14 protein-coding genes are annotated in these 18332 nt (G+C 66.9%); 10 read left to right on the plus strand and 4 right to left on the minus strand.

All coding sequences use genetic code 11. The annotated features are described in order from the left end of the window. Nucleotides 1-18 precede the first annotated feature (18 nt). On the minus strand, nt 19-1173 hold the full coding sequence (locus IB275_RS18335; protein ID WP_192294799.1) for a CaiB/BaiF CoA transferase family protein: 1155 nt from the start codon (nt 1171-1173) through the stop codon (nt 19-21). 242 nt (nt 1174-1415) lie between these two features. Between IB275_RS18335 and IB275_RS18340 the strand changes: the two genes are divergently transcribed. From IB275_RS18340 to IB275_RS18385, 10 genes are all read left to right on the plus strand, one after another. After that, complete coding sequence (locus IB275_RS18340; RefSeq protein ID WP_192294800.1) at nt 1416-4244, plus strand: winged helix-turn-helix domain-containing protein; 2829 nt, start codon at nt 1416-1418, stop codon at nt 4242-4244. Nucleotides 4245-4326: 82 nt separating this feature from the next. After that, on the plus strand, nt 4327-5154 hold the full coding sequence (locus IB275_RS18345) for an enoyl-CoA hydratase/isomerase family protein (RefSeq protein WP_192294801.1): 828 nt from the start codon (nt 4327-4329) through the stop codon (nt 5152-5154). 129 nt (nt 5155-5283) lie between these two features. After that, on the plus strand, nt 5284-6423 hold the full coding sequence (locus tag IB275_RS18350) for an acyl-CoA dehydrogenase family protein (RefSeq protein WP_192294802.1): 1140 nt from the start codon (nt 5284-5286) through the stop codon (nt 6421-6423). 19 nt (nt 6424-6442) lie between these two features. Next, nucleotides 6443-7630 (plus strand): lipid-transfer protein, encoded by a 1188-nt coding sequence (locus IB275_RS18355; RefSeq protein WP_151187565.1) that lies wholly within the window; start codon nt 6443-6445, stop codon nt 7628-7630. A gap of 16 nt (nt 7631-7646) precedes the next feature. Further along, the gene (locus IB275_RS18360) at nt 7647-8087 is read left to right on the plus strand and encodes a MaoC family dehydratase N-terminal domain-containing protein (protein ID WP_151187566.1); all 441 of its coding nucleotides are present in this window, start codon (nt 7647-7649) and stop codon (nt 8085-8087) included. Between the two features lie 14 nt (nt 8088-8101). Continuing rightward, nucleotides 8102-8521, plus strand: coding sequence for a MaoC family dehydratase (locus IB275_RS18365; RefSeq protein ID WP_192294803.1), 420 nt, complete (start codon nt 8102-8104; stop codon nt 8519-8521). An 11-nt stretch (nt 8522-8532) separates the two neighbouring features. After that, nucleotides 8533-9357 carry an SDR family NAD(P)-dependent oxidoreductase gene (locus IB275_RS18370; RefSeq protein ID WP_151187568.1) on the plus strand — a complete coding sequence of 275 codons (825 nt, stop codon included), beginning with the start codon at nt 8533-8535 and terminating at the stop codon, nt 9355-9357. A gap of 38 nt (nt 9358-9395) precedes the next feature. Then, nucleotides 9396-11384 (plus strand): alkyl/aryl-sulfatase, encoded by a 1989-nt coding sequence (locus IB275_RS18375; protein ID WP_192294804.1) that lies wholly within the window; start codon nt 9396-9398, stop codon nt 11382-11384. A 75-nt stretch (nt 11385-11459) separates the two neighbouring features. Beyond that, on the plus strand, nt 11460-12962 hold the full coding sequence (locus IB275_RS18380) for a wax ester/triacylglycerol synthase family O-acyltransferase (RefSeq protein WP_192294805.1): 1503 nt from the start codon (nt 11460-11462) through the stop codon (nt 12960-12962). Between the two features lie 64 nt (nt 12963-13026). After that, entirely contained in the window at nt 13027-14454 is a 1428-nt protein-coding gene (locus tag IB275_RS18385) for a patatin-like phospholipase family protein (RefSeq protein WP_192294806.1), read from the plus strand. Nucleotides 14455-14627: 173 nt separating this feature from the next. Here the strand turns inward: IB275_RS18385 and IB275_RS18390 are convergent, their stop codons facing one another. Genes IB275_RS18390 through IB275_RS18400 form a run of 3 tightly spaced genes read right to left on the minus strand, consistent with a single transcriptional unit; the run spans nt 14628 to nt 18222 of the window. Further along, on the minus strand, nt 14628-15539 hold the full coding sequence (locus IB275_RS18390; RefSeq protein ID WP_192294807.1) for a LysR substrate-binding domain-containing protein: 912 nt from the start codon (nt 15537-15539) through the stop codon (nt 14628-14630). Between the two features lie 5 nt (nt 15540-15544). Further along, nucleotides 15545-17758, minus strand: a complete 2214-nt coding sequence (locus IB275_RS18395; protein ID WP_192294808.1) for a xanthine dehydrogenase family protein molybdopterin-binding subunit — start codon at nt 17756-17758, stop codon at nt 15545-15547. Further along, nucleotides 17758-18222 (minus strand): (2Fe-2S)-binding protein, encoded by a 465-nt coding sequence (locus tag IB275_RS18400; RefSeq protein ID WP_192294809.1) that lies wholly within the window; start codon nt 18220-18222, stop codon nt 17758-17760. The genes IB275_RS18395 and IB275_RS18400 overlap by 1 nt, the downstream gene beginning before the upstream one ends. Nucleotides 18223-18332 lie beyond the last annotated feature (110 nt).

The following is an 18332-nucleotide window of genomic DNA, read 5'->3' on the forward strand; positions in this document are numbered from 1 at the left end:
GCTGTTGTCGGGGTTCAATCAGGCATCGGCGCCCAGGCCGATGGCACGCAGGCGCTCGATCAGTGCGGCATCCAGCCCCCAGTCGCGCAGCGCTGCTTGCCCGCCCTGCCCGCGCGCGGGGGCCGGTTGCGGAATGGCGCCGGGGGTGCCGAGGAAGCGTGGCGCCGGTGTCGGCTGCACCACCCCGCCGATTTCCATGAAGCTGCCGCGCGCCTGGGCATGGGGGTGCCGGGCCGCTTCGGCGAAACCGAGCACCGGCGCCACGCAGGCATCGCTGTCGGCGAAGATTTCGCACCACTCATTGCGGGTTCTCTGCAGGAAGGCGCGAATGAACGCCTCGCGCAGGCGCGGCCATCCCTGCCGGTCGTGCTGGGCCGGCAGGGCCTCGCCGGCGAGGCCGAGCTTGTCCAGCAGTTCGGCATAGAAGCGCGACTCCACCGGGCCGATGGCCATGTAGCTGCCGTCCAGGGTGCGGTAGGTGTCGTACCAGGGCGCACCGCCATCGAGCAGGTTGCTGCCGCGCTCCTCGCGCCAGTTGCCCGAGGCCAGCAGCCCCCAGAACACCGAGCCGAGCTGGGCCGCGCCTTCTGCCATGGCGGCGTCCACCACCTGCCCGGCGCCGCCGCGCTGGACGTTGACCAGCGCCGCCAGCACACCCATGGCGAGCAACATGCCGCCGCCACCGTAGTCGCCGACCAGGTTCAGCGGCGGCAGCGGGCGTCCGGCCACCGGACCGATGCCTGAGAGCACACCCGACAGCGCGATGTAGTTGATGTCGTGACCGGCGCGCTGGGCCAGCGGGCCGTGCTGGCCCCAGCCGGTCATGCGGCCGTAGACCAGACCGGGATTGCGTGCGAGCGCCTGCTCCGGCCCAAGCCCGAGGCGCTCGAGCGTGCCGGGGCGGAAGCCTTCGATCAGCACATCGGCACGCTCGATCAGCTCCAGGACCACCCCGGCGGACTCCGGGCGCTTCAGATCAAGGGTGACCGAGCGCCGGCCGCGGCCGGTGATTTCCACCTTCGGCCCGTCCATCTTCGGCCCCAGGTCGCCGTGGGCCACGGGCCGGTCGATGCGAATCACGTCCGCCCCCATGTCCGCCAGCATCATGGTGGCGAAAGGCGCCGGACCGATGGCCTCGAACTCCAGAACCCGAATACCGCTCAACACACCCATTGACGTCGTTCCCTGCCTTTCTGGCGCGGCTGTTGCCGCAGCGATACCGCCCATTGGCGGCTTTTCCGCATTGGAACAACGCCCGCCGGGCATGGCCGCCACCCGCGTCGGGTGGCACACGGCAGGGGCCGGGACCGGATAGCGAAAGGCACTGGTGAACGCGAGCGCTTGTAGGCATTCTCTGAAGGACGCCCGTACAAACCGACAACAATCGCGGGCGCTCGAGACTGCCTGGAAATGCCATGGAAAAGCCCAGCACCACGACAAGAAGAACTGCCCCTGCCCCACTCGACGAGCGGGCCGAACCCGCCCTGACCACCACGCTGGACCGCTCGCGGCTGGCCCCCCCGCGCAGCGGCGGCCGGGTCATCCCGCGTGAACGCCTGGTCCAGCGCCTGGTGGAAAGCCGCCGGCGGCGCTGCACCGTGGTCAAGGGTCCCGCCGGCTGGGGCAAGACCACCGTCCTGCTCGCCTGTCGCCAGCAACTGCTGTCGCTGGGCTTCGAGGTCGCCTGGCTGAGCCTGTGCGATGACGACAACGAACTGGGCCGCTTCATCGACTACCTGCTTGGCAGCCTGGCGCAGATCGACCTGCAGATGGTCCAGGAAGCCTCCCTGATGGAGGCGCACGGCTTCGACAGCGAATCGGTGGAGCGCACGATCATCACACTGGTTCAGGGCATCGCCAGCAGCCGCCAGGAAGTGGTGCTGGTGCTCGACGACCTGCACAGCCTTACCGATGTTGGTATCCACCAGGCCCTGCAGTGGTTGCTGGACTATGCCCCGGCCAATCTGCACCTGGTGCTCGGCACCCGCAGCGCCGTGCCGCTGTCCCTCGCCCGCCTGCGCAGCCAGGAGCAGATCCTCGAACTGGACCTGCGAGATCTCGGCTTCACCCACGACGAAACCCGGCAGTTTCTCCGGCAGCAGCTGGGCGAGTTGCCGGCCGCGGAAGTGCAGCAGATCCATGAACTGACTGACGGCTGGATCGCCGGCCTGCAACTGCTCGCCGCCAGCCGGCGTAAACCGGCCGACACCGGCACGGCGCTCGGTGAAACACCTTCGCCTTTGCGCGACCACGAGGCCTTTGCCCGCTACTTCGAGTCCACCGTACTGGCCCGCCTGGAGCCCGACGAAGTCGAACTGCTGGTGCACACCGCCGTTTGCAATCGCTTCTGTCCGGCGCTCTGCGCCGCGCTGGTGAACCGCCCCGATGCAGTGGCCGAGGCCCTGGCGCTGCTGGCTCGTCTGGAACAGGACAACCTGTTCCTCATTGCCCTGGACAGCAGCGACCCGGAAAGCTGGTACCGACTGCATCCGCTGCTGCGCGAAACCCTGCTCGGCCTGTTCGCCCGCCGCGACTCCGAACACCAGCGCGCCGTGCACAGCCGCGCCTGGAGCTGGCTGCGCGAGCGCGATCAGCTGATCGATGCGGTGCGCCATGCCGTCGCCGGTGGCGAGGCCGCCGCCGCCGCGCAGCTCGTCGAGGAGCGCCTGGAAGCGCTGTATGCCCAGGGCGACCTGCGCATCCTGGTGGAGCTGGCCCGCCTGCTACCCAGGGAGCAGGTGCAGACCAGCATCCGCCTGCGCCTGCTGCTGGCCCGCATGCAGGTGTTCGCCCGCGACTTCGCTGCCTGCGAACAAAGCATTGCCGAACTCGATCAAGACGTTCCGGTGGATGACAACGACTCGCGCTTCCGTGTCGCCATGCTGCGCGCGGTACTGGCGGTGCAGCGGGACAACACCGACGAGGCCCTGGGTATCCTCCCGCAATTGCTGAATCCGCCGCCCGGGGTCAACTCGGTGATGATCGGCGGCAGCCTGAACATCCTCTCCTGGCTGTACATGAACCGCGGCGAGTACGAACGCGCACGCCAGGTGCAACTAGAGCGCCCGCCCCTGCTGGTGGATGGCGCGCCGCTGCTCGGTACTGCCGGCGGCACCCTGCAGGGTCGCTGCCTGATCGGCCTGAGCCTGGCCATGGAGGGGCAGATCGCCCAGGCCGAGCGCATCTACCGCGAGGTCATCTACGAAGCCCAGCGCCACGGCCGCTCCTGCGCCGACGCCAGGCACCTGGCGACGGCGCTGCTCGGCGATACGCTGTATGAGAGCAACGAGATCGATGACGCCCTGCAGCTGCTGGAGCCGCAGATCGACCTGCTTGAGCGCATCTCGATTCCCGACTCGGTGCTGCGTGCCCTGGAGGTGCTGGGCAAGGCGCACTGGGTGGCCGGCAACCGTCGCGAGGCGTTCGCCTACCTCGAACACCTGGACGAGTACGCTCGGCGGCACCAGCTCGACCGGTTGATGGCCCATGCGCTGGTCTGGCAGGTGCACTGGCACCTGCAACTGGGCGAAGTGGTGGCTGCGGAGACCAAGCTCGCCCGCCTGGACGCCATCGCCGCACGCCACCCCGACGCCGCCACCAGCCATCGCAAGGACATCTTCATCATCGTCGAGAACGCCCACGTGCGCTGGGACGCCGCCCATGGTGACCTGCACAGCGCCACGCTGCGCCTGAACCGCATGATCGAAGCCGGCGAGCAGGATGGCCGGCAGCTCGCCGTGACGCGCCTGAAGATGCTCTGCGCGGTGTTCGACGCCCAGCGCGGACAGATCGACCAGGCCCGTGAAAAAGTCATGGCGCTGCTGCGCACGGCCCAGCGATTTGGCCAGCTGCGTAGCGTGGTCGATGCGCACCCGGACGCGCTGCAACTGATCGAGACGCTCACCCGCGACCAGCAACTCGACCCGGTGTTGGCCTTCTACGTCGAGCGCCTGCGCGGCACACGCCGTGTGGCAGCGCAACCGGCAACGGCTGAAGCGGCTCCCCGCGCCACTGGCCTGCAACTGGGAGCTGGCATGGAGCCGCTGAGCGAGCGCGAACTGGAAGTGCTGCGCCTGCTGGCCCAGGCCCTGCCGAACAAGAAGATCGCGCGGGCGCTCGGCCTGTCCCACGAAACCGTGAAGTGGCACCTGCGGCACATCTACAGCAAGCTCGGCGTCGGCAGCCGGGACGAAGCGGTAGCCCGCCTGCGCGACGCGGAAACCGCCAACAGCACCCCGCGCTGAAGCAACGCCGCCACCCACTCCGGGTGGCGGCGACGGGCCGCGCGCGGCCGAGCATGGATGGACTCTTCCTGCGGAGTCCACCATGAGCACCGAACTGATCGAGCTGCGCGAATCGCAGCTGGCCATCGCCGATGGCATCGCCACCCTCACCCACCTGAAGCCAGCGGCACGCAATGCGTTGTCGCTGGAGCTGCGTGAGGACTACGTGGACATGCTCGACCGCCTGGAGACCGATCGCAGCATCCGCGCGCTGATCATCACCGGATCCGGCGGCAGCTTCTGCGCGGGCGGCGACATCCGGTCGCTCAAGGAGCGCCAGCTCAGCAGCGACCCTGAAATCAATTCGGCCAACGCCATGCGCCTGCGCATCCGCCGCCTGCACGGCTGGCTGGAGCGCCTGCGGGGGCTGGAGATCCCGGTGATCGCCGCCGTCGATGGCCCGGCCTATGGCGCCGGGTTCGCCATCGCCCTGCTGGCGGATTTCATCCTCGCCTCCGAGCGCGCCTCTTTCTGCCTGCCGTTCGCCAAGCTCGGCCTGGTGCCCGACTCCGGGGCGCTCTATACGTTGCCGCGGGCAGTCGGCCTGCAGAAGGCCAAGGAACTGCTGTTCAGTGCCCGCCGAGTGGCCGCGGAAGAAGCCCGGGAGCTGGGCATCGTGCATTCGATACACAGCCCCGAAGAGCTGGCCACGGCCGCGCACTGGCTGGCCCGGCGCTTCCTCGCTTCACCGCGCGACGCCATCGCCCTGAGCAAGCGCCTGCTCAACCAGAGCAGCGAAACCCCATGGGCGACGATGGCCGAACTGGAGGGCCTCGCCCAGGGCATCGCCTCCACCACCCCCTATCACGATGAAGCGGTATCCGCCTTCCTGCGCGGCGAACCCTCGCGCTACGACTGGGACCGCGACTGAACCACCCGGGCCGGGTGGAGTAGCGCCGCCCGGCACACCCCTACCGTAACAAACAGACCCTCGCGCCTCGCCGCGACACCCCGACAACACCCAACGACCGGCCCGGCCGGTCGGCCACAGGAGCCATCCGTGCACATCGAGCGCAGCGTCTTTCGCGACGACCATGAAATCTTCCGCACCACCGTGCGGCGCTTCTTCGAACGTGAGTGCGTGCCACGCCAGGAAGCCTGGAATCAGGCTGGACAGTGGGACCGCGAGACCTGGCTGAAAGCCGGCCGTGAAGGCCTGCTGGGCATTACCCTGCCCACAGAATACGGCGGCGGTGGCGGCGATTTCGGCCACAGCGCGGTGTACAACGAGGAGTTCAACCGTGCCGGCCTGTCCGGCAACGGGCTGGGCATGCACTCGGACATCATCGCCCCCTACATCGCCCGCTGCGGCAGCGAAGAGCAGAAGCGCCGCTGGCTGCCCGATGCCTGCTCGGGCGAGCTGATCCTCGCCATCGCCATGACCGAGCCGGGCACCGGCAGCGACCTCAAGGCCGTGCGCACCACCGCCGTGCGCGACGGCAACGAGTACGTGATCAACGGCAGCAAGACCTTCATCAGCAACGGGCTGTCCGCCGACCTGGTGATAGTCGTCTGCAAGACCGACCCGGAGGCCGGCGCCAAGGGCATCAGCCTGATCGCCGTGGAAACCGACCGCGCCGGCTTCCAGCGCGGCCGCAAGCTGGACAAGGTCGGCCAGCATGCCCAGGACACCGCCGAACTGTACTTCGACAACGTGCGTGTGCCGGTGGCCAACCGCCTGGGCGAGGAAGGCAAGGGCTTCGCCTACCTCATGGGCGAACTGCCGCAGGAGCGTTTCTCCATCGCCGTCTCTGCCGCCGCGCGACTGGAGGCGGTGCTCGACCACACCCTGGACTACGTGAAGAGCCGCAAGGCCTTCGGCCAGACCGTCTGGGACTTCCAGAACACCCGTTTCAAGCTCGCCGACATCAAGGCCCAGGCCACCGCCGTGCGCCTGATGATCGATCACTACCTGGCCGAGCACATGCGTCGCCGCCTGACCCTGGAGGAAGCGGCGATTGCCAAGCTGTTCGCCACCGAAACCCTGGGCAAGGCGCTGGACGAGATGGTCCAGCTGCATGGCGGCTACGGCTACATGCTCGAGTACCCGGTAGCCCGCGCCTTCGTCGACATGCGGGTGAATCGCATCTACGGCGGCACCAGCGAAGTCATGCGCGAGCTGATCTCGCGCAAGCTCTGATCACACAAGGACAACAACCATGAGCCAGAAAGCATTCGTCGCCGGCGTCGGCATGATCCAGTTCAAGAAGCCCGGCACCAGCGACTTCTACGACGTGATGGCGGCCCAGGCGATCCGCCAGGCGCTGGAAGACGCCGGCATCGACTACCGTCTGGTGCAGCAGGCCTACGCCGGCTATGTCTACGGCGACTCCTGCTGCGGCCAGAAGGCCGTGTATCACGCCGGCATGACCGGTATCCCGGTGCTCAACGTCAACAACAATTGCGCCACCGGTTCCTCCGCCCTCTTCCTCGCCCGCCAGGCGGTGGCCAGCGGCGCGGTGGACTGCGCGCTGGCGGTGGGCTTCGAGCAGATGAACCCGGGCGCGCTGAAGTCCGCCTGGCCGGATCGCCCGGCGGCGCTGGAGCGCGCCAACGCAGTGGTCAGCGAGCTGGTGACCGGCATCGACGTGCCCAGCAATGCCATCCGCCAGTTCGCCGGCGCCGGCCGCGCGCACATGCAGAAGTACGGCACCAAGCTGGAAACCTTCGCCGCCATCCGCGCCAAGGCCAGCCGCCACGCCGCGCGCAACCCGCTGGCGGTGTTCCGCAACGTGGTCACCACCGAACAGGTGATGGACGACGTGGTGCTCTGGCCCGGTGTACTGACCCGCCTGATGGCCTGCCCGCCCACCTGCGGCGCGGCGGCGGCCATTGTGGTTTCCGAAGCCTTCGCGAAGAAGCACGGCCTGCGCACCGACGTGCTGATCGCCGGCCAGTCGATGGCCACCGATATCCCGGCGTCCTTCGACACCCGCGACATGATCCGCGTGGTCGGCTTCGAGGTCACCCGCCTCGCCGCACAACAGGCTTATGAACAGGCCGGCATCGGCGTCAACGACATCGACGTGATCGAACTGCACGACTGCTTCGCCCAGAACGAGCTGCTCACCTACGAAGGCCTCGGCCTGTGCGCCGAGGGCGAAGGCGAGAAGCTGGTGAACGACGGCGACAACACCTATGGCGGGCGCTGGGTAGTCAACCCGTCCGGCGGCCTGCTTTCCAAGGGCCACCCGCTGGGCGCCACCGGCCTGGCCCAGTGCTACGAGCTGACCCACCAACTGCGCGGCACCGCAGGGGATCGTCAGGTCGACGCGGCGCGCATCGCCGTGCAGCACAACCTCGGCCTCGGCGGCGCCGGCGTGGTCACCGTGTACCAGAAGCACTGACAGCGGGAGCATTCAGATGATCGATCCCAAGCACATCGGCAAGCAGCTGCCGTCTTTCAGCGTGGTCGCCGAAGCGGGCCAGTTGCGCTTCTTCGCCAAGTCCATCGGCGAGACCGACCCGGTCTACCTCGATGAGCAGGCCGCCCGCGATGCCGGCCACCCCGGCCTGCCACTGCCACCGACCTTCCTCTTCTCGCTGGCGTTCCAGATGCCCAACCAGGCCTGGCGCGACGAGCTGGGCATCGTTCCGTCGCGCATCCTCCATGGCGAGGAATCCTTCACCTACCAGCGCATGGCCTATGCCGGCGACACGCTGCACTACGACGTGCGCATCACCGACATCTACGACAAGAAAGGCGGCGCGCTGAGCTTCGTGGTGCGCGAGTCGAAGGTCAGCAACCAGCACGGTGAGCCCGTGGCGACCCTGCGCACCACCCTCGTCCACCGCAACGGCTGATCCGGAGGCCCACCATGAACACTGTTCGATACGACTCCGTGCAGGTCGGCGACAGCCTGCCGCCGCTGACCCTGGCGCCAGTCAACCGCACCACCCTGGCGCTGTTCGCCGGCGCCTCGGGCGACCACAACCCGATCCACATCGACATCGACTATGCGCGCAAGGCCGGCATGGTCGACGTGTTCGCCCACGGCATGCTGTCCATGGCCTACCTCGGCCGCCTGCTGACCGGCTGGGTCGACCAGCGCCAGCTGCGCGGCTTCGGCGTGCGCTTCGCCGGCATCACCCACCTCGGCCACCAGATCACCTGCAGCGGCAAGGTGGTGGAGAAGTTCGAGGCCGAGGGCGAACAGCGCGTCAAGCTGGAAATCCAGACCACCAACCAGTACGGCGAAACCCGCATCGTCGGCGACGCCATCGTCGCCCTGCAGTAAGGAGCAAGAACATGGCAAAACTCGACGGCAAGGTGGCGCTGGTCACCGGTTCCGGCCGTGGCATCGGCCAGGCCATCGCACTCAAGCTGGCCAGCGAAGGCGCACGCATCGTGCTCAACGACCTGGACCTGGCACCGGCGCAGGAAACCGCAGCGCTGATCCGCGACCTGGGCGGTGCGGCAGCGGTCTGCCACGGCAACGTCAGCGCGCCGGACTTCGCCGAGCGCTACATCCGCACCGCGATGGAGAACTTCCAGGGCATCGACATCATCGTCAACAACGCCGGCTACACCTGGGACGACGTGGTGCAGAAGATGAGCGACGAGCAGTGGTACGCCATCCTCGACTGCCACATGACCGCGCCCTTCCGCATCTTCCGGGCAGCCTACCCGGTCATCAAGGCGCAGGCCCAGGCCGACGCCGAAGCCGGGCGCGAGGTGTTCCGCAAGGTGGTGAACATCTCCTCGGTGTCCGCGCTCAACGGCAACGCCGGGCAGATCAACTACAGCGGCGCCAAGGCCGGTGTCGCCGGCATGACCCGCGCCCTGGCCCGCGAGTGGGGCCGCTTCAAGGTCAACGTCAACGCGGTGGCCTTCGGCTTCATCGAAACCCGCATGACCCGCGCCGACGCCCATGCCGGCGCAACGGTGAACATCGAGGGCCGCGACATCCGCGTCGGCATCAGCCCGGAAGCGGCCAGATCCTTCGCCCAGCGCAATCCGCTGGGTCGCCCCGGCAGCGTGCAGGAAGCGGCCGACGCGGTGTACCTGTTCTGCTCACCCGAATCCAACTACATCACCGCGCAGACCATCGCCGTGGCCGGCAACCTCCAATAGCCCGCCTTGGCATCCAGAACAAGAACATGGAGTCACGCATGAAGTCCCGGATCAGTCGTTACCTGCCTCACAGCCTGCTGGCCGGCGCCATCGCCGCCAGCCTCCACCTGCCGCTGCTGGCCGCCGAACCTGACGCCAGCCAGCCTGCGAGCAGCCTGACCGCAGCGAAGAATGCCGAGGTGCTCAAGGTGCTGCCCTTCAGCGACCGCAGCGACTACGAGTCGGTCACCCGCGGGCTGGTCGCACCCTTCAAGGGGCAGATTCGCAACGCCGCCGGAAGGGTCGTGTGGGACAGCCAGGCGCATGATTTCCTCGACGCGGACAAGGCCCCCGACACGGTCAACCCGAGCCTCTGGCGCGCTGCCCAGCTGAACAACCATGCGGGCCTGTTCCAGGTCGCGGACGGCATCTACCAGCTGCGCGGGATGGACGTGTCGAACATGACCATCATCGAAGGCAAGGACGGTCTGTTCGTCATCGATCCGCTGACCTATGCCGAAACTGCCCGCGCGGCGTTGCAGCTGTACTACCAGCACCGGCCGAAGAAGCCCATCGTCGGCGTGGGCTACAGCCACAGCCACGGCGACCACTTCGGCGGCGTGCGCGGGGTCGTCGACGAGGCCGACGTGAAGAGCGGCAAGGTGAGGATCTTCGCCCCGGCGGGCTTCATGGAACACGCCATCAGCGAGAACATCTTCGCCGGCAACGCCATGAGCCGTCGCTCGCAGTTCCAGTTCGGCACCTTCCTGCCGCGCGGCGAGCGCGGGCAACTGGACGTCGGCATGGGCAAGGCGCTGCCCTCGGGTGGCACCTTCACCCTGATCGCGCCGACCGACCTGATCCGCAACGAGTACGAGACCCACACCGTCGCCGGCATCCCGATCGAGTTCCAGCTCACCCCCGGCACCGAAGCACCGGCGGAAATGAACTTCTACTTCCCGCAGCATCGCGCGCTGTGCATGTCCGAGAACAGCACGCAGATGATGCACAACATCCTCACCCCGCGCGGCGCGCTGGTGCGTGACGCCAAGGCCTGGTCGCAGTACCTAGACGCCAGCCTGGAGCGCTACGGCGACAAGACCGACGTGATGTTCGTCTCGCACAACTGGCCGACCTGGGGCGGCGAGCGCATCCGCACGCTGCTGGCCGACCAGCGCGACATGTACGCCTTCCTCAACGACCGCACCCTGCACCTGATGAACCAGGGCCTGACCTCCACCGAGATCGCCGAGAAGATGGACAAGCTGCCCGGCGAGCTGGAGAAGAAGTGGTACACCCGCGGTTACTACGGCTCGCTCAGCCACAACTCGCGCGCCGTCTACCAGCGCTACCTGGGTTTCTACGATGGCAACCCGGCGAACCTCAACCCGCTTACCCCGGCGGACGCCGGCAACCACTATGTCGAGGCGCTGGGTGGCGCCGATGTGGTGCTCAAGCTGGTCCGCGCGGCCATCGACAAGGGCGATTACCGCTGGGCGGCGACCCTGGGCAACCACCTGATCTTCGCCCAGCCGGACAACCAGCAGGCCAAGGCACTGCAGGCCGATGCCCTGGAACAACTCGGCTACCAGGCGGAGAACGCGCTCTGGCGCAACATCTACCTGACCGGCGCCATGGAGCTGCGCGGCGGCGTGCCGGTGTATGACGCCGGGGCGACCAAGGCCGATGTGGTAAAGAGCATGGAGCCCGGCCAGTTCTTCGACTTCCTGGCGATCCGCCTGGATTCGGACAAGGCCCAGGGGCACGACATGGTCATGAACTGGGTGTTCAGCGACCTGGGCAAGGACTACAGGGTGACGCTGCGCAACGGCGTGCTGACCCACCGCAACGACGAGAAGAGCGCCAACCCGACCGTTACCATCACCCTGGCCAAGAGCACGCTGGACCAGATCAGCCTGCGCAAGCTGGACTTCCCCACCGCCATCAAGCAGGGAGCCATCAAGCTCGGCGGCGACGGCAAGGCGCTGGGTGCCTTCCTCGGCATGATCGACAGCCCCGCCCCGCAGTTCAACATCGTCACGCCCTGACGCCCTCCCGCACCGGTCCTTCCCGGTGCGGGACATCCCTACCCCTCGAGGCCGGCCCGCTCCGGAACAGTCAGCATGAAGCAACTCACCCCCATGGACGCGCAGTTCTTCTATTCCGACGCCCCGCACCAGCCTATGGTCATCGGTGGCCTGTGGATCTGTGACCAGCGCTCGGCGCCCAACGGCCTGGTCCGGCACAAGGACATCATCCGCTTCATCGACAGCCGCCTGAGCGGCACCTCGCTGTTCCGCCGGCGCCTGCAGCACGCGCCGTTCCGCCTGGACGACCCGTACTGGCTGGAGGACAAGCACTTCGACCTGGAGTACCACATCCGCCATGTCGGCCTGCCGCAGCCCGGCGACTGGCGCCAGCTGTGCATCTTCACCGCGCGGGTGATGTCACGCAGCCTGGACATGGAGCGTGCGCCCTGGGACATCACCATCATCGAGGGGCTGAACAATGTCGAAGGCGTCCCGCCGGGCAGCTTCGCCCTGCTGCTGCGCTTCCACCATGCCTACGTCGACGGCAAGTCCGGGGTGGAGATCACCACCCTGCTGATGGATGACCAGGTCGAATTCGACGAGAACCCGTATCGCCAGCCGCTCAACGAACGGATGCCGACCCGTGCGCAGATGTGGGCCAAGACCCTGCCACGCCTGCTCGGGCAATCGCTGCGCAGCGCCCGCGCCGGCTACTGCGCCGCACGCAAGAGTGTGCAACTGGCCGCGCAGTTGCGCGGTGAGGCCAGCCCGGACCAGCACCGCGTGCCGACCACGCTGTTCAATGCCCCGGTTTCGCCACACCGCACCTACGGCGCCACCTGCTGGCCGATCGCCGAGCTCAAGCAGATTCGCCGCTGCGCCCCGGGCGCCACGCTGAACGACGTGATCATCGCGATTATCGCCGGCGGGCTGCGACGCTACCTGCTGCGTCGCGAAGCCCTGCCGGTGGACCAGTCGCTGGTCGCGCTGTGCCCGGTGGCCATGCGCCCGGAAGGCGCACGCAGGGACATGGGCAACCTGATCTCGATGATGCTCATCGGCATGGGCACCGACCTGTCGGACCCACAGCGGCGCCTGCAGGCCATCACCGAGCGGACCCGACGCGGCGGCCCGCTGGCCAGGGAAGTGATGCACGAGCTGATCACCTCCCTGGGCGACATGCTGCCGGCGCCGGTGCGCATGCTCGGTGGCTGGCTGCAGAATCAGGTGCGCTACGTCGGCCATCTGCACCTGCAGAACACCCTGATCACCAATGTGCCAGGGCCGACCAATGGCGCCGAGAAGAAGTACTTTGCCGGCGCCGAGATCCTCGCCACCTATCCCATCGTGCCGGTGCTCGACGGCATGGGCCTGAGCCACGGCATCACCAGCCTTTACGGGCAGATCATCCTCGGCGTGCTCGCCGACCGGCAGATGCTGCCGGACATGGACGTGTACATGGCCTGCCTGCAGGAGTCCACCGACGAGTACCTGGCGCTCGCCCGCGACACCCCTCCCGGCCCAGCCGAGGACAGGCCCGCCGCGCCACGCAGGCGCTCTGCCACCCGGGACCAGGCAGAGCCCGGAAAATCTTGAAATCCGGGCCGCCCACCGAGCGGCCCAATCCGAAGGTCAGCGCGCACAGCACAGGAAGGAAACGATGTTCAGGCAGAAGTCGGCAGCCCGCCAATGGCAGGACAGGATGGACCATGCGCGAAGCTACCAGGAGTGGGCACAGCACGCGACCGCCCACGACCAGGCCACCGGCATGGATGACTGGCGACGCAACGAAGTCTGTGCAGACTACGACTACCGTACCGTACGCCAGCGATTCGAGAGACTGCGCGACCTGCGCAACGCCGGAGACCACGGCAGCCTGATGTTCACTCTCAACGAGGGCATTCATGGAAACCTTGCCGGCATGGGCCGGGCTTCGCTGTACGGCCATTCGCACCTGGGCACCAAGCACCTGATCCACCAGTACATCGAGGAGGTCTGCCTTGCGCTGGAGGCCATCGATGCGGTCGACGACAGCATCATACCGCTGGCCGAACGCAAGGACTTCTTCCTGCGCGCCAGCCACTGCTTCGGCCGCTCGGCGCTGATGCTCAGTGGCGGCGCGGTGCTGGGCTACTTCCACGCCGGTGTGCTCACGGCACTGGGCGAACAGGGGCTGCTGCCCCGGATCATCTCCGGCTCCAGCGCCGGCTCGATTCTCGCTGCCATTGCCTGCACTCACAGCGATGCTGAACTGCCGGACCACCTGCAGGCTGAGCACCTGCTGATGCAGGGACGGCACCTGCGTCGTCCGCTGTCACGCGCGACGCTTGAATCAAATGACCTGGCGAGCTACCTGCAGCGACTGATTCCGGACCTGACCTTCGCCGAAGCGTACAAGGTCAGTGGCCGCCACCTGAACATCACCGTCACCGGACTGCAGCCCAGACAGGCACCGCGCTTACTCAACGCCATCACGGCTCCGACGGTGCTGGTGCGCTCTGCGATCATGGCGTCCTGCGCGATCTCCGGTATCTACTCACCCGTCACCCTGCAGGCGAAGAATGCCGCTGGCCTGCAGGTTCCCTACCTGCCGGAACAGCAGTGGATTGACGGCTCCTTCCTCGACGACCTGCCGGCCAAGCGCCTCGGCCGCCTGTACGGAGTCAACCACTTCATCTCCAGCATGGCCAACCCGGCGGCGCTGCTCTTAACACCTAACCCCGACGCCCGGCCGAACCTGCTGCAGAGCGCGGTGAACCGGCAGATCCGTCTCGGCAAAGGTGTGGCGACCCAGCTGCTGCGCCTGGGACGCGACCACCTGCGCCTGCGCAACCCCACCCTCGCTCGCTGGCAACACCTGGGCTACAGCATCCTGGCGCAGGATTACACCGCCGACATCAATCTGTTCCTCGGCAAGCGCTGGCACAACCCGCTCAAACTCCTTGCGCCGCTGCCCCTGGCCGAGTTGCGCAAGCTGGTGCGAGAAGGCGAACAAGCCACCTGGGAGCGCATGGAGATGGTCCGCAACTGCACGGCCATCAGCCGCACGCTGGATGCCATCCTGCGTAAACGTTGCTGGCCAATGTGAACCCATTTCCGCCGGCGAGCCCTGGACAAAGTATGCCTTGAAGCTCCCTTCCCACTGCTGGACTCCCTGCCCGACCGCCCGATGAGCAAGGCGGTGAACAGAGTAGCAACGAGCCAGTAACGGCTAGCCAAGCTCGCGGGCAGGTTCGGCACGACGCACCATACGGCAAACTGCTACGGGCACGACCCTTCGAGATCGCTTTCATCCTTGCTGACCAACTCCCGCAACGTATCGAGAAACAGCTTGATTACCGGCGAGTCATCATCCGCGCGATAGGTGGCGTACAGGGGCACTTCGGGCAGTGCGGGCATGAGACGTCGGAAGACCAGTCCGGCGGGCGCCATCGGTTCGATGGACGCGGGTAGTAGCGCCACCCCGAATCCGGCCCGTACCAGGCTGAGCAGGGTTTGCACCTCGATGACCTGCTGGCGGATTTGCGGAGTGAACCCAGCCTTGATGCAGCACTGATAGAGGAAGTCGGCAAAACGCGACTGCTTGAGCTCCAGCGCCACGAAAGGCTCCTGCGCCAGATCCGCCGGCGCCAGGGTGTCGCGCCGAGCCAAAGGATGATCGGCCGGCATGACCACGCGGATAGGCTCGTAGAGCAGCAGTTCATTACGCAACTGCGGATCGTCGTAACCGACCCGGAACACACAGGCATCGATGCGCTTTTCCTTCAGCGCCTTGACCTGGGCCGCGGGGGTCATTTCATGCAGGCGCCAGGATACCTGCGGGTAGCGCTCGCGGAACAGGTGCAGGGCCCGTGGCAGCACGCCGATCATCACCGAGCTGATCATGCCGATTTCCAGTTCGCCCACCTGGCCCCGACCGGTCTGGCGGGTCAGGGCCAATGCGCGCTCCAGTTGTTCGAACACCAGTGGCACCTGCTCCTTGAGCATCTGTCCGGCCGCCGTCAACTCGACACGATGGTGGCTGCGCTCGAACAGCGGCGTCCCCAGTTCCTCTTCCAGCAGCCGGATCTGCTGGCTCAGCGGCGGCTGGCAAATGTGCAGTCGCTCGGCGGCCCGGCCGAAGTGCAACTCGTCGGCCAGGGCCATGAAGTACCGCAGCAAGCGCAGGTCCATGAGGGCTACCCCAGGGTCAGTGGTGTCGAGCGCTGGCGTACGCCGGTCAGGCTGAACAGGGCATTGGCGATGGCCGGTGCCACCGAAGGACTGCCCAGTTCACCGACGCCGCCGGGTTTGCCCGGCTCGCCGTCCAGCACCAGGATGTCCACGGCCGGCATGTCCGACATGCGGGTCACCCGGTAGTCGTGGAAGTTGCTCTGCACCACCCGCCCCTGCTTGATGTCCATGCGGTCGAACAACGCGTGGCCGAGGCCCCACATCAGGCCGCCGTAGATCTGCTCCTCGACGCCCCCTGGCGACACCGCCAGACCGCAATCGACCACGCAGGTGAGCTTGTCGACGCTGATGGCACCGTCCTTTCTGGAAAGCCGGGCGATCACCGCAATGAAGCTGGTGTACCCCTGGTTGGTGGCAATGCCCAATGCCATTCCCTCCGGCAATGGCTGGCCCCAGCCAGCACGCTCGGCCGCTTGCTTGAGCACCGCAATGTGGCGGGGCCGCTCGTGCATGTTGGCCAGACGGAACGCCAGGGGGTCCTGCCCCGCGCCGTGGGCCAGTTCGTCCATGAAGCTTTCCACGGCAAACACGTTGGGGATGAAGCTCACCGAGCGATACCAGCCGCTGGGCACTCCGCTTTCATGCCGGACCCAGGCCAGGTCCAGATTCGCCGGGCGATAGGCGAAATCCCACGCGGTAATGGCTTCGGTGGTGCTGTAGTCCATGTGGTCCGGCCGCTCGAAATAGCCCGGTTCCCATTGCTCCGGCGAGGCCGGCGATACCGCATCGAGCTGCAAGGCGGTCAGGCGCCCCTTGGCGTCCAGAGAGCCCTTGGCGCGGTGCAAGGTGGCCGGATGCATGAACAGCGCGCGCATTTCGTCTTCGCGGCTGTTCATCAGCTTGACCGGCACTCCGGCTTGCTGTGCGAGATACGCCACCTCGAACAGCCAGTACTTGGACTCACGCGCACCGAAACTGCCGCCGGAGACCAGCTCATTGATAGTGACCTTGCCCTTGGCGATCCCGCACACTTTTTCCGCGGCTTCCAGCGCCGACGACGGCACCTGTACCCCGCCCCAGTAAGTGATGGCGTTGTCCGCTATCTGCGCGGTGATGCACACCGGCTCCAGTGGGTTCTGCACCTTGTAGGGCATGCGATAGTCGGCCTCAAGCAGCTTCGCGGCTTTCGGCCACTGCGCCGTGACATCCCCCGTCGCCAGCGCGGTAACCCGTTGTGCGGCCTTGTCGTCAATGGCCGCTGCCTGCGCGGCCGCCAGCTGATCGCTGTCGAACCCGCCCAGGGGCGAATCGCTCCATTGCACCTGCAACAACTCGCGCCCCTGACGGGCAGCCCAGTAATTGTCCGCAAGGACAGCGACACCTTCCTGGTTTCCGCCCAACACATCAGGCCTGCCCGGAATCGCGATCACCTTGCGCACCCCCGGCACCTGCAGCGCCACGCTGGAATCCAGCGTCAGCACTTTCGCGCCTATCACCGGCGCGCGCTGAACCACCGCCACCAGCATCTGCGGCAACGTCACATCGATGCTGTAGGTGAAGCGCCCGCAGACCTTGGAAGCCGCATCCCGCTTATGCCGCAGCTTGCCGATGTACCTGAACTGGCTCGGATCCTTCAGCGTGACCTTGGCCGGCGCCGGCAACTGCGCGGCGAGCCCGGCCACCTCACCATAACCGCAGCTGCGCTGACTGGCGGCATGCAGTACCCGTCCGTCCTCGGTCGAGCAGCTGTCCGGACTGACGCCCCACTGTCCGGCCGCCGCGGAGATCAACAGCGCGCGGGCGGTCGCGCCAGCGGTACGCAAGCGCTCGTACTCCAGCGAAACGCTGGTGCTGCCGCCCGTGGAGTAGACCTTCCAGATCGGGTGGATGTAGGCCTCGAAGAAGGGGTCTTCCGGCGTGATCACCTGCACGGTCATCGGGTTGACGTCCAGTTCCTCCGCTACGCACGCAGCCAGCGCGGTCTGGGTGCCCGTGCCGGAGTCGTGCTTGTGCACCACCAGTTTCACCGTGCCGTCGGGCAGCACCCGGACCCAGGCATTGGGCTCGAATTCACTGCTGGGTGCCCTGGCCTTGGCCTCCGTCGCCGCCGCGTCGGTGGGCAGGTAGAGCGCAATCGCCAGACCGGAAGCGACGGTGGCCGCCTGCTTGAGGAAACGCCGGCGCGAGGGTTCGACAGGCATGTCATCGACGAATCGCATCACGCCTCCTTCGGCGCGGACGCCGCACGCTTGATGGCCTTGTTGATCCGTCCGTAGGTGCCGCAGCGACACAGGTTGCCGGACATGGCGTTGCGGATCGAGTCATCGGTCACCGCTGCTCCGGTATTGAGCAGCGCTGCGGCGGACATGATCTGGCCGGATTGACAGTAACCGCATTGCGGAACATCTTCGGCAACCCAGGCCAGCTGCAGCGGATGCTCACCCGAAGGCGACAAGCCTTCGATGGTGGTGATGCGGTGCCCCGCGACGGCGGCGACCGGCAGCTGGCAGGAACGCACCGCGACACCATCCAGGTGCACAGTGCAGGCGCCGCACAGGCCCATGCCGCATCCGAACTTGGTGCCGGTCAGTTTCAGGTGGTCTCGCAACACCCACAACAGCGGCATGGACGAGGACGTCCCTGCCAGCTCGTGTCGTTCGCCGTTTACCGTTAACTCGATCATTGTCAGGCTCCAGGAGAGCGGCCCGTCTTTGTGCGGGCCTGGTGACCGAATAGTGGTAACCCGGGAAAATTCGGGCCAGCAACGATTTCTGCCATCGTGTGTAAGCAGGA

Origin of the sequence: Pseudomonas sp. PDM21 (assembly GCF_014852505.2) — a bacterium.
Lineage (GTDB): Bacteria > Pseudomonadota > Gammaproteobacteria > Pseudomonadales > Pseudomonadaceae > Pseudomonas.